The sequence below is a fragment of the Ruegeria sp. HKCCA6837 genome, assembly GCF_013034475.1.
GTDB lineage: Bacteria > Pseudomonadota > Alphaproteobacteria > Rhodobacterales > Rhodobacteraceae > Ruegeria.
The window spans coordinates 101,876-115,084 of sequence record NZ_WQGD01000007.1 but is presented as its reverse complement, the minus strand read 5'-3'; the positions used below and the strand labels follow the sequence as shown (position 1 = coordinate 115,084).

General features: G+C 56.8%; 8 protein-coding genes and 3 pseudogenes. 8 read left to right on the top strand and 3 right to left on the bottom strand.

Features of this window, described 5'->3' with window-relative positions:
- Positions 1 to 50 precede the first annotated feature (50 nt).
- From GOV91_RS12045 to GOV91_RS12035, 3 genes are all read right to left on the bottom strand, one after another.
- Positions 51 to 1,973 (bottom strand): DUF3604 domain-containing protein, encoded by a 1,923-nt coding sequence (locus GOV91_RS12045; protein ID WP_171235684.1) that lies wholly within the window; start codon positions 1,971 to 1,973, stop codon positions 51 to 53.
- A gap of 282 nt (positions 1,974 to 2,255) precedes the next feature.
- A complete protein-coding gene (locus tag GOV91_RS12040; RefSeq protein ID WP_217352028.1) occupies positions 2,256 to 2,729 on the bottom strand; it encodes a hypothetical protein in 474 nt (157 codons plus the stop codon).
- A gap of 725 nt (positions 2,730 to 3,454) precedes the next feature.
- Entirely contained in the window at positions 3,455 to 3,982 is a 528-nt protein-coding gene (locus GOV91_RS12035) for a DUF2796 domain-containing protein (protein WP_171235682.1), read from the bottom strand.
- A gap of 256 nt (positions 3,983 to 4,238) precedes the next feature.
- Between GOV91_RS12035 and GOV91_RS12030 the strand changes: the two are divergent.
- The 8 genes and pseudogenes from GOV91_RS12030 to GOV91_RS12000 all read left to right on the top strand — a co-directional run bounded on the left by GOV91_RS12030 (position 4,239) and on the right by GOV91_RS12000 (position 13,141).
- A pseudogene (locus GOV91_RS12030) lies at positions 4,239 to 5,510 on the top strand (imelysin family protein).
- Positions 5,511 to 5,587: 77 nt separating this feature from the next.
- Positions 5,588 to 5,881: pseudogene (locus GOV91_RS22705) on the top strand (bacterioferritin-associated ferredoxin).
- Positions 5,829 to 6,314, top strand: a pseudogene (gene bfr / locus GOV91_RS12025) (bacterioferritin). Before GOV91_RS22705 ends, bfr begins: the two co-directional pseudogenes overlap by 53 nt.
- Positions 6,315 to 6,327: 13 nt before the next feature.
- Positions 6,328 to 7,821 (top strand): di-heme oxidoredictase family protein, encoded by a 1,494-nt coding sequence (locus tag GOV91_RS12020; protein WP_171176273.1) that lies wholly within the window; start codon positions 6,328 to 6,330, stop codon positions 7,819 to 7,821.
- Positions 7,822 to 7,823: 2 nt separating this feature from the next.
- Positions 7,824 to 8,834, top strand: coding sequence for an imelysin family protein (locus GOV91_RS12015; RefSeq protein WP_171175947.1), 1,011 nt, complete (start codon positions 7,824 to 7,826; stop codon positions 8,832 to 8,834).
- A gap of 3 nt (positions 8,835 to 8,837) precedes the next feature.
- Positions 8,838 to 9,923, top strand: a complete 1,086-nt coding sequence (locus GOV91_RS12010) for a DUF1513 domain-containing protein (protein ID WP_171235681.1) — start codon at positions 8,838 to 8,840, stop codon at positions 9,921 to 9,923.
- Positions 9,924 to 10,024: 101 nt separating this feature from the next.
- A complete protein-coding gene (speA, locus tag GOV91_RS12005) occupies positions 10,025 to 11,914 on the top strand; it encodes a biosynthetic arginine decarboxylase (protein WP_171235680.1) in 1,890 nt (629 codons plus the stop codon).
- A gap of 15 nt (positions 11,915 to 11,929) precedes the next feature.
- The gene (locus tag GOV91_RS12000; RefSeq protein WP_171235679.1) at positions 11,930 to 13,141 is read left to right on the top strand and encodes a saccharopine dehydrogenase family protein; all 1,212 of its coding nucleotides are present in this window, start codon (positions 11,930 to 11,932) and stop codon (positions 13,139 to 13,141) included.
- Positions 13,142 to 13,209 lie beyond the last annotated feature (68 nt).

The following is a 13,209-nucleotide window of genomic DNA, read 5'->3' as shown; positions in this document are numbered from 1 at the left end:
ACCGAGGTAGCGGCGGCTACCTCGGCTTCGAAATCCGTGAAGCATGCAGTTCACTCGGACGGCGTATACCAAATCGGCGAGGAATAAGCGCGTTCTTGATGCGTAAGAACCGCATCTTCGGGCAGGTCGATGCCATATCTCAGCTTGTCATACAGGATCCAACGCGGGGTTGGGATTTCCAGAGCGCGAACGTAATAAAATGCCCGCGCATTCGGATCGAAATCCGGGTCTGACCAAACGGTGACAAGTTCGGCGGTTCCGATTGTGTTAGTCCAACTGGCGGTGTCTACATCCACGGTGTTTCCAACGGCGGGGATTTTGCCGTTTTCGTCAGCTTCGCGGTTATCCGACCAGGCAACGTCATAAACCTTCTCTTGCAGCGTGCCTTCGGAATCCAGCCACCCTTTGATCACTTGCACGCGATCCAGATTGGCACCAACCGGGTCGCGCAATGCGGCGATCAGGAAGCTGGGCGCACCATCGCCCTCACGCGGGCGCAAGTCCGAACCCATTGGCACACCTTTGGTGTAGCCCACATTCGCAAGGAAGCGGGTTTCAACATCGGCATCGCTGAAGTCCCAACCACCAAAGAACCGCAGGCCAATCCGCGGTCCCGTGGTTGCGTAAGTCTCGCGTCGCTTGAACGCATCGAAGATCGCGGAACGCGTATTCTCGGTCGCCCAAACAGCCGTATATCCGGACGCCACAAGAAGGTCGCCGGGAATTTCGCCTAGATCATTTGCAATGAAAGGATGTTTGATCCGAGATGCAGAAGGCTCGACACTGACGGACTTTCCAAAAAAGTTGTCTTCCTCGGCAGTGGCCAAAGACGTATGACTGTCCGTCGCCCCGCCCATACCGAACTTATAGGGGTTCACTCCGAACTTTTCTTCCAGCATCAAACCGCGCTTCAGGGCTTCGCGGGCGTATTCTCCGGCTAGCATATCATCGGTCTTCAACTCGGTAATATCGAGATTGCCAACGTCCCAGTTTTCATAATCCGCAAATTCGTCATCTGGGCTCAGGAACGGGTGCGCCTCACCATCACCTTTGATTTGAGTGACCTCATAGTGGGGTTCCCATTTTGCGCGGGCCGCAACGTATTCTTCGTCAACCTTGCCGCCGTGATACGTGTCTTCGGTAGGGAACATCCATCCGTTCGACAAGTTACCGTTATGGGCAAAGGCAACGGCGCGTCCCCCTGTTTTCTCCTGATACTCTTCAAGCCAAGCATAAAGCGACTTTGGGTCTGTATCGCCGTAGGGGGGTTGCGTGACCGGAGGCACCATTTGCAAGGCCCGGATCGGCCCGTCACGCAGCATGACGTTTCGGTGCAGGTTGAATCCCTTGGGGACCGAGGTCCACTCGAACCCGATGAACGCCGTAAAATTACCCGGATCATTATGACGCTCGGCCGCCAAAACGATATGCTCCCAAGTGAAGGCAAAAGCGTCGGCGCCCGGGCTGTACGACTCAAGAAGAACTTCCGGCAGGGTCATTTGCGAAAAGTTTGTGATGATATCAAAGGCAGTTTTCCCCGCCTCTTCGCCGCCCGCTTTGTAACCTTCGTACCATTCCAGACCTTTTGGGTCAGCAAGAACACCGGGCTTGCCGGCTTGTAGATCCGGGGCAAACCCCATCAGGTCCGTGTGGTCAGTCAGAACCATCCAATCCAATGGTCGGGCCAGCCGTACAGCTTGGCCTGTCGAGGAAATGACCTGTTCGCCTTTTGCGAACCGCCACGCTTCGTCAGGCAACAAGGTGTTTCCAAAGGCACCGGCATCAAGTGACAATCCGGTGTGCAAGTGTGTGTCGCCCCAGAGGGGACGTTCCGGAAAGGTACGCTGCGCATAAGGGGAATACGGTTGATCAGAAAACAGGCCTTCAGCTGCCTGTTCGCTCGGAACGGCGTCAGCCAGACCGTTTGTTGGTGCCAAAAGCAACGATAGAATACAGATGGAAATTCGATTCATAGTGCCCCCCTAATGCAATAATTCATGGCGAAATCGCAGAGCTTTCAGTAGCTCTTTTTATATTCGATTTTGTTTATAACATACCTGGCCAACCCGTGTTAATTGATTTGTTCGTAAGGTCATTTTCGGTGCCGGCCATCAAGGTCAGAGGGCGTAGATCCAACGCTGGTCAGAAGCCCCAGAAGTGCAATCAGGCAGTCCGTTCCGGGCTTGGGTCTGCCAGCAGAGGGATTGGACAAACAAAGTTCCCTCCCGATACTGATCGGCAATTCCAAAACCACCCTACTCAGTTGACAATTCAGTTCCCAAAACGAAGTTGATCATGAACTGAGTTGCAGGGTCTGTTTCTTCCTCAGCAGCCAAAGCCTCAAACTTTTGATGTAAAACCGTTCGCCCCCAATCCCGCGTTCCAACAGCAATTTGGACAGCCAAGTCACTATTCCCGGTTAACGCCTCAGACAGGGTTCGTAAGGCTTCTGGTCTTAACCTTGGCTGCGTTGAACCGGCCTCGGTCAACGCGCGGATCAGCAATTTCTTGTCTTCTGACGCCCTTTGTGGATTCTGAAGCGCAAGGCCAATCGCTCTGATTGCAGATGTATTTTCAGCCTCTATCCCAGCTAGGGCCCATTCGTAGCCGTTGAAACCACCGGACTTCAAGGACTTGGCGAAGCCGGAGCGTATGACTGAACGCGCGTGAGGATCAGTTTTTAACCCCAGCAAACGAATTGCGGCCGACCTGTAGGCAAAGCGGTTCAAGTCATTCAACTCGCTCACAATCTGCTCTGTCGAATACCTGCCACCCAAGGGACGCACGCGTGCATACGGCGCAAGGCCGATTTCGACCAATGCCATGTTATGCAGCGCTTGATCCGGGTGCCACAGGTATTCAGCAAAGAACAAAACTCGCTCTGCGCTGTCTCTTTCTCCATAGGCCCACAGCCGACCCGTGGTTTGAAGTTTCTCAAAAAACGCAGTTCGGTCCGGGTTCATTATGAATATGCGCTGCCACGCCCTTGAAAGTCCGCGGCCAGCGTTATCCCTGTAAGTCGGCCCATACGTGAGCAGAACGGTTCGCGTCGGATCGGCACGGAATGCTCTGCGCGTAACACTATCAATCAAAAAAGGGATTTCCGGCACAGCACTAAGACGTTCGGGACTTCCTTTAAGGATTTTGCGCGCTGTAAATCTGAATGGATTTTCTGTTGTCGGGCCAGCCAGCACAATGACTTCCGCCGATAGTATGTGATCCGCGATGGATGCGTCCGGCAGGTCTGTACAAACTACACAGGCATATGAAGCCCGAGGCGCAACCAGCCCGAGAATGCATATCAGAATTGCAAGATGCTTTCGCAGCATCGGGCATACAATCTTGATTATCCAGCTTTGAACAGCCATCGGTAAATACAGTTACCAAAAAAGATGGTTTGACGGAATGCTGTCGATGTCTTTGGTCATCGCGTCGCCCGAAGCCATCGATATTTCTACGGAAAAATCACTTCGGGCGCGGCGCGCGTAGCTTCACGGGTTTGTTCCGTCCCATCAGCTTTAATGCGGACAGTCAGCGTTTCCGATCCGCTGAAACGGTCGAAATAAGCAAAATCGAACCTGTCCAGCGCGCTCATGTCCTGACATTGAACGACATAGTCCGCCTGAAATTCCGCATGACTTTCGTCGGTCGGCGATCCGCTGGACGCGCGGCCCGTATCGTTCTGATCCACAATCTGGTGCATTAGGATCACATTGGCAGAAGTCGTGAAGCATCCTGCTTCGAGCGGGACAACAAACAGGTCAAGCGGCTTGGACAGCTCGGACATCGCGATTGCAACTTTCGCGCGCTCATCGTCGTTGGAGATCGGAGCTTCGAACCCCACGACATCCACGGTTGGCACCTTGAGTTTCAGGGAAAACCCGGTCTGGGACAAGACAACATCCAGTCGACCAGCATCACGGTGATCAGGCGTTGTAACTTGCGTCGCTTGCGCCGCAAGAGCTGCGGGGAGCAGGGACATGGCCAAAACTGCACACTTCATCAACCAAACCACCACAAACAGAATCACCGCGTCAATTCTAACGGGAAGCACCCGCCGCGCAATCGCAACCGCCCGCCCCGGCCCTACCAGATATGGGGAGTGTAGCGTCACTTAAACATAGATTCCAAACCTGACAATAAAACTCAGGTTGACATTGTTGACTATTTCACTCAGTTACTCAAAGGCAATATCAGCGGGGCATTCCCGCACGAGTAGATAAGAAAGTACCACTTCCATGACAAAAATGTTTGCTGCAGCCAGCTCTCTGACACTTTGTGCAGCGACCGCTGCATTTGCCGCTGATGCGCCCGTGAAAACGGATGTGCTTGAAAACTAAGCCAATATTGCCGAAGCGAAATTTGAAGACAGCCTCATTGCCGCGCAGAGTTTGCAATTATCGGTCGATGCCCTGATTGCCGATCCGTCGGATGACACGCTGAACACAGCCCGTGCGGCATGGATCGCGGCGCGCGTACCCTATCAGCAAACCGAGGTTTATCGCTTTGGCAACGCCATCGTTGATGACTGGGAAGGCAAAGTGAATGCGTGGCCTCTGGACGAAGGTCTGATCGATTATGTGGATGCGGCCTATGGCGGCGCCACCGACGAGAACGAATTCGCCGTTTTGAACGTCATCGCCAACCCTAGCTTCGAGTTGTCGGGCATGCCCATTGACGCGAGCGAAATTACCCCCGAACTGCTGAGCGAAACGCTGCACGAGGCCGATGGAATCGAAGCCAACGTGGCAACAGGCTATCATGCGATCGAGTTCCTGCTATGGGGGCAGGATATGAATGGCCACGGCGCAGGTGCAGGCAACCGCCCGGCCACCGACTATGCGAAAGGCGATGACTGCACCGGCCGCAATTGTGACCGTCGCGCCCAATATCTGAGTGCTGCTACCAATCTGTTGGTCACTGATCTTGCCTGGATGGCAGATCAGTGGAAGGAAGGCGGAGCAGCCCGCGCCGCCCTGATGGAGAACGAAGCCGCAGGCATCAGTGCGATCCTGACAGGCATGGGGTCACTGTCTTACGGTGAGCAGGCCGGTGAAAGGATGCGTCTGGGGCTTATGCTGAACGATCCAGAAGAAGAGCATGACTGCTTTTCGGACAACACCCATAACAGCCATTACTACGATGGCCTGGGTGTCCAGAACGTCTATCTGGGCAGCTACACACGCATCGACGGCACCCCGGTTTCGGGCGCGTCCCTGTCGGATCTGGTTGTCGCAACCGACCCGGCGCTGGATACCGAGATGAAGGCGAAACTGGCCAGAACCATGCAAGCATTGGGCAAGATCAAGTCGACCGCCGAAGCGGGGTTTGCCTATGATCAGATGCTGGAACGCGGCAACGAAGGTGGCGAAGCCCTGATCATGGGTGGCGTCAACGGTCTGGTCGATCAAACCAAAACCATAGAACGCATCGTGACAGCACTTGAACTGGACGGGATCGCGTTTGAAGGGTCCGACAGCCTGGATAACCCCAACGCCGTTTTCCAATAACCCCCGAGCGGGCCGGGAAGATCTGTTTCCCGGCCCATATCCCCACCTGATCGCCTGAAAAAACCGAGCCAACGACAATGATTGTCTGCCACTGCACCAACATCTCCGATCATGATATCCGCGCGACCATTGACTGGATGCGATCGGCGGACCCGTAGACAGTAATCACCCCCGGTAAAATCTATCATGCCCTTGGAAAGTCGGCGGATTGAGGCGGGTGCATGCCCCTTGTCCTAGCCACGATGCGGTCAAACGATAGTCTGGAATTACCGATGCAGCTCCGCGCTTTGCGTGCCGGAGTAACACAGGAGAAAGCAGATGAAAGGCGATCCAAAGGTCATCGAATACCTCAACAAGTCTCTGCGGAATGAGCTGACCGCCGTAAGCCAGTATTAGCTGCATTATTGGCTGCAAGAGGATTGGGGTCTTGGACATATGGCCAAGAAAAGCCGCGAGGAAAGCATCGAAGAGATGCAGCACGCGGACAAACCGATCGAGCGGATCATCTTTTTGGAAGGCCACCCCAACCTGCAGAAACTGGACCCGTTGCGCATTGGACAAACGCCCAAGAAAACACTGGAATGTGACCTTGCTGCCGAGTTGGACGCGCGTGCTCTTTATGCCGAAGCACGCGATCATTGCCGCAAAGTGGGCGACTATGTCTCAATGTCGCTTTTCGAAGGATTGATAGCGGATGAAGAAGGTCATATCGACTTCCTCAAAACGCAGCTCGACCTGTACGAGAGGATCGGCGAAGCCAATTATGCACAACTCAACGCGTCAAAAATGGACGAAGGTGAGTAGCCTTTTTGCCTTGATGGTGGCCGCTTTTGCGGCTGCCCCTGCCCTGTCTGCCGATCTGAAGGATCTGCATCTGAATATCACCCCTCGAACCACGGATGAACGCGCCCGCATCGCCGGCGTCACAGCCCCACCGCAGGACTTCAGCGCACCGCAGCCGTTTGAAGAGCTCTCTGCCGGGGCCGCGACTGTACGAGTGCGCAATGACGCAGATGCGTTTTCACAGCCCTCTGGCAATCTGAGCTTCGATCAAGAGCTGGACTTCAAGGTCGGCAATGGGTTGTTCAAAAAAAAATGGGTCTCGTCGCCTTCCTCCACGCTGGCCTCTGACGGGTTGGGGCCGCTGTTTAACGCACGATCCTGCCAACGCTGCCATATCAAGGATGGACGCGGGCATACCCCGAACGGGCTTGAAGACAAGGCGATTTCCATGTTCCTTCGGATCTCGATCCCCGGAGCGCCAGAAGATGGCTATGCCGAGATCGCAGACTATGTCGCCACCCTTCCCGAGCCCACCTATGGCGGACAGATGCAGGATTTTGCACTAGCAGGGCATCCGGCGGAGTACCGGCTGGATATCTCGTACGAGGAAATCCCGATCGCGTTGTCAGGGGGTGAAACCGCGTCACTGCGCCGCCCAACCTACCGGGCAGCCGACCTTGGCTACGGGCCCCTGCACCCCGAGGCGATGCTAAGCCCACGGGTCGCCCCTCAGATGATCGGGCTTGGCCTGCTTGAGGGGATCCCAGTCGAAGATCTATTGGTCAACGCTGATCCTGAAGATGCGGATGGGGATGGCATTTCGGGTCGTCCCAACATCGTCTGGTCCTTGGAATATGGCGCACCGATGATGGGTCGGTTCGGGCATAAAGCGGGAATGCCGACAATCATGGAACAATCGGCTGCGGCATTTGCCGGGGATATTGGAATCTCCAGCCCACTTTATCCTGCCCCGCAAGGCGATTGCACCGAATTGCAGGTGAATTGCGTTGAAGCACCTCATGGCGACAATGATTTGCGCGGGTTCGAGATTGATCAGTTGGGCATGGACCTGGTGGCCTTCTACAGTCGCAATCTGGGGGTGCCCGGTCGCCGGGATGTAGACAGCCCCGAAGTGCTGCGCGGCAAGGAAGTATTTCACGCCACCGGTTGCGCTTCCTGCCACACGCCGTCGCATGTCACCCACCGCATGGACGACCGGCCCGAACATAGTTTTCAGCTGATCTGGCCCTATACCGATCTGCTGCTGCATGACATGGGCGACGGTCTGGCAGACAATCGCCCCGAGGCCCGCGCAACGGGCCGCGAATGGCGCACACCGCCCTTGTGGGGTGTCGGCCTGACTGAACGCGTCTCGGGCCACACTCAGTTCCTGCATGACGGGCGGGCGCGCAATCTGTTAGAGGCGATCCTATGGCATGGCGGCGAAGCACAAGCTGCACGCGATAGCGTGGTGTCGATGCCCAAACCGGACCGCGATGCCCTGATCCGTTTCCTGGAGAGCCTTTAAACATGCGTTACCTTCCTCTCCTCGCTGCGTTGATAATGCCCGTCGTGTCACTGGCACAAGATCGCGCCCCAATCCTGATGGATGTGACCGAAACGCATATCCTGCCTCGGTTCGACAAGCTGCCAGAGACAACAGGTGCTCTGGTCAGTGCCGCGTTGGTGGATTGCACCCCGACCTCACCCGGGCTGCGTGCCGCATATGGTGACGCCTTCGACAGCTGGATTTCCGCCAGCCATCTGCGATTTGGCCCAACCGAGGTAGATGACCGCGCTTTCGCAATGGCTTTTTGGCCCGACACGAAAGGTTTCACCTCCAAGGCGCTGTCGCAACATATCGCCAGTAAGGATGAAGCGGTCCAAAGCCCCGAAGCTTATGCCGAGACGTCCGTCGCAGGGCGCGGTTTCTTTGCGCTGGAACAGATGCTTTACGACCCCGCCTTTGCTGATCAGGGCGACGCAGAATACCGCTGTGCTCTGATTCAGGCTATCACGGCGGATATCAGTGCCAACGCACAAGCAATGGCCGAAGACTGGCTGAGCTATGCCCCAAACCTAACCCGACCCGGAGAGGACAGTCGCTATCGGACGCAGGATGAGGCGATGCAGGAGTTATTCAAAGCCCTGTCTACAGGTCTTGAGTTCACCGCCGAAACCCGGCTGGGTCGTCCATTGGGCACATTCGACCGCCCCCACCCCAACCGCGCAGAAGCACGCCGGTCCGAGCGGTCCCTGCACCACATAGAGCTCTCGCTGATCGCCCTGCGCGATCTGGCCGCCCGACTGTCCTTCGATTACCCCGAAATCGCAGTCGATCTGGACGCTGCCTTTGAACGCGCAATCGAGAACGCCCAGTCTATTGATGATCCGGCCTTGGCGGGTGTTGCCGACCCGCAAGCGCGGTTCCGCATCGAGGCCCTGCAACAATCCATTCGCGATATCCGCACCATTGCCTCCACCGAACTTGGCCCGACACTGGGAATCAGCGCAGGCTTCAATTCGCTGGACGGAGATTGATCCATGCCGTCACGCCGTCACTTCCTGGCCGGTCTGACCGCAGCCACTCTCTCGCCGATCCGCGGCTGGGCTTCGGTTGGGGCGCCCGACTTTCTGGCTGCAGGGCTGTTTCCCGATGGTTCACATAGGCTGGCGGGTCTGAATGAGCAGGGCGAAACCCTGTTCTCGGTGCCCTTGCCTGCGCGTGGGCATGCCGCCGCAGCGCATCCGTTCAAAGCACAGGCCGTAGCTTTTGCCCGTCGCCCCGGAACATTTGCCGTGGTCGTCGACTGCGCCACCGGCGCGCAGATTGCGCAACTCACCGCTCCTGAGGGCCGCCATTTCTATGGCCATGGCACCTTTTCACCCGATGGTACAACTTTCTTCGCGACCGAGAACAACTATGAGGCCGGAACAGGAGTCATAAGTGTCTGGAACGCGGACAGCTTTGTACGGATAGCAGAGTTTCCCTCGGGTGGCGTCGGACCGCATGAAATGCGCTTGATGCCCGATAGGCAAAGGCTGGTGATTGCCAATGGCGGGATCCAGACACATCCCGAAACCGGGCGCACCAAACTGAACCTGCCGGTGATGGACCCCAATCTGACCTATCTGAGCCTTTCCGGCACTTTTCTTGAGCAGATTTCCTTGCCCCGATATCTACACAAGAACTCGATCCGGCATCTGGCCGTTCGACAAGACGGGCTGGTGGGCTTTGCGATGCAGTGGCAGGGCAGCACGTCTGAACACCCGCCGCTGCTGGGCCTGCACCGTCTCGGCGAAGCCCCGCGCCTGCTGTCGGCCCCCGACAAGGATCAAAGCATGCTCCAAGGCTATGCGGGGAGTGTCGCGTTTTCGGCGGACGGTACGGCCATTGCCATCACCTGCCCGCGCGGCAATGTACTACATCAGTTTGACGTCACCAACGGGACCTTTGCGAATGCCCATGCATTAGAGGATGTCTGCGGCTTGGGTGCAGGGTCAGACGGGTTGGTCTTTACCACCGGAACTGGCTTGTTTGGTACTTTGACCGGTTTGTCCCCTATGATCCGCGCCCACGCACACTGTCAGTGGGACAATCACCTGATACCGATCCGCCACCCTGAGTAAAACTCGGTTTTCTTCGTCACTTAGTTTACACTTGGAAGAATCAAACTGCTGCCGTATTGGCGGGCGCGAAACTGGCACCCTTACGTTAAGGATCAACTTGATTGAAACAGACGCCCGACGCACCGCATTCCATCTACGGGGTTGAGAAATGGGGCAAAGGCCTCATCGAGGTGACGGATCAAGGCGAGATCGGTCTGCGCAATCCCATGTCGCCAGAGACAGCGGCGATCAGCCTGCCGGGTATTATCAGCGATTTAGATGACCGTGGCGTCAAAGCCCCCATGGTTCTGCGCGTGACCTCTTATTTGGAACATGAAATCGCGCATCTGAACGATAGCTTCCGCGAGGCCATCGCGCGTGTGGGGTACACGGGTTCCTATCGCGGTGTCTTCCCGATCAAGGTGAACCAGCAGGCGCAGGTGATCGACCGCATCGTCGAGTTCGGCAAGAAATACAACTATGGCCTCGAGGCCGGGTCCAAGCCTGAACTGGTGGTAGCCCTTGCGCATCGACTGGCGTCTGAGGCGCTGATCGTCTGCAACGGTGTCAAAGATGCCGAGTTCATCCAGCTGGCGATCCTGTCCCGCAAGATCGGGTTCAACACCGTCATCGTGCTGGAAAGCCCGAAAGAGGCCGACACGGTGATCAAGGTCTACAACGAACTGGGCATCGAACCTCTGATCGGTGTCCGGGTCAAACTGACCAACCAGATCAGCGGCAAATGGGAAGAAAGCTCGGGGGATCGTTCGGCCTTTGGCATGAACACGGATCAACTAGTCGCTACGGTGGACAAGCTAAAAGAAGCCGGATTGTTGCACTGTTTGAAGCTGCAGCACTCGCACCTGGGCTCTCAGGTGCAGGACGTCAACGATGTGCGCCGCGCCGTCGGTGAGGCCTGCCGCTACTACACCGAGTTGACCCGAGAGGGCGTCCCGCTGACACATCTGGACCTCGGCGGTGGTATGGGCGTGGATTACACCGGCGAAAAGAAGGCGGCTGAAAACTCGATCAACTACACGGTCGAAGAATACTGCGCCAACGTGGTCGAAACCGTGGCCTACGCGATGGACGAGGCCGAGGTAGCCCATCCCACGCTGGTCACCGAAAGCGGCCGCGCCGTGGTCGCAACCTCGTCGATGCTAGTGTTCAACGTGCTGGAAAGCACATTGTATGATGCGCCAAACGGCCCCGAGGTTGAGCCCGATGATCACCACATGGTCTCGGACCTTGCTGCAGTGCATGGATATCTCAGCAAAGATCGCCTGCAGGAATGCTGGAACGACGCCACCTTCTATCGCAACGAGTTGCGCGCCCTGTTCCGCCGTGGCTATGTCGACTTGCGGCAGATGGCGCGTGCCGAACGTATCTACCTGTCCCTGATGGCACGTCTCAAGGCGCTTGCTGCCAGCGACGATCTGGAAACGGATGTGGATGATCAGCTTGAGAAAGTGGCCGATATCTACCACTGCAATTTTTCGCTGTTCCAATCCCTGCCCGACGTCTGGGCCATCGACCAGCTCCATCCAATCGTGCCGCTGCAGAGTCTTAACCGGACACCCGACCGCCGCGCGGTGCTGTCCGACATTACCTGCGACAGCGATGGCAAAATTGATCGGTTCATTTTGTCCGACGGCGTCTCGCCCAGCCTGCCGGTGCATTCTCTGCCCGAAGATCAGGAATACTTGATGGGTGTCTTCTTCGTCGGCGCCTATCAGGAAACGCTGGGCGACCTGCACAACCTGTTCGGCGACACAAACGTCGTCACCATCGACCTGCGCGCCGATGGCGGCTTTGACCTGCTGCACGAACAAGAAGGCGACACGATTTCCGAAGTCTTGTCTTATGTCGAGTTTGATCCGCAGGATTGCGTCGCCGCCTTCCGCAAAATGGTGGACGAGGCGATCTCGACCGGTACTCTGAAAGCCAAGGACCGCAAAACCCTGATGAGCGCCTATCGCGACTCGATCAACGGCTACACCTATTACGAATAACAAGGAGACGACCCAATGGGAAAAACACTGGTTGTCGGTGCAGGCGGCGTATCCCACGCAGCCGTGCACAAGATGGCGATGAACTCGGACATCTTTACCGAAATCACCCTGGCCAGCAGGACCAAGTCGAAATGCGACGCCATAGCCAAAGCGGTGAAAGAGCGCGTGGGTGTTGATATCGCCACCGCCGAACTGGACGCCTACAAGGTCGAAGACACAGTCAAGCTGATCAAGGACACCGGCGCGGAAATCCTCGTGAACCTCGCCCTGCCCTATCAGGATCTGGTCCTGATGGACGCCTGCCTTGAGGCCGGTATTCACTACCTCGACACCGCAAATTACGAGCCCGAGGATGAGGCCAAGTTCGAATACCATTGGCAATGGGCCTATCAGGAACGGTTCAAAGAGGCCGGCCTGACCGCCATCCTCGGTTCGGGCTTCGATCCGGGCGTGACCAGCGTGTTCGCCAAATGGCTGAAAAAACACAAACTGGACACGATCCGCCAGATCGACGTACTGGACGCCAACGGCGGCTCGAACGATCAGGAATTCGCCACCAACTTCAACCCGGAAATCAACCTCCGCGAAGTGCTGGCCGAGGTGCGCCACTGGGAAGGTGGCGAGTGGAAACACTCCCCGGCGATGACCCACAAGGTCGAGTTCGACTTCCCCGCCATTGGCCCCAAGAACATGTACCTGATGTATCACGAGGAACTGGAATCGCTTTCGACCCACTTCCCCGAGATCGAGCGTGCCCGCTTCTGGATGACCTTTGGCGACGCCTATATCACCCACGCAAAAGTGCTGGAAAACGTCGGCATGACCCGCATTGACCCGGTGATGCATGACGGCAAGGAAATCATCCCGATCCAGTTCCTGAAAACCCTGCTGCCCGACCCCGGCGATCTGGGCGCGGAAACCAAGGGTAAGGCCTGCATCGGCGATATCGCCACGGGTCAGGCCAAGGACGGCTCGGGCGAGAAAACCTTCTACATCTACAACATCTGCGACCACGAAGAATGCTATGCCGAGGTCGGCAGCCAGGCCGTCAGCTACACAACCGGCGTCCCTGCGATGATCGGCGCGGCGCAGGTGCTGAAAGGCAACTGGCGCGAGCCGGGTGTTTGGAACATGGAACAGCTGGACCCGGATGATTTCATGGACATGCTGAACACACACGGTCTGCCATGGCAGGTCCACGAACTCGACGGCCCGGTCGAATTCTGACTAACCAGTGGGGATACCGCTCCCCTTCTTCTTGTTCACAAATACGGCGGGGGTCCGGGGGCAGAGCC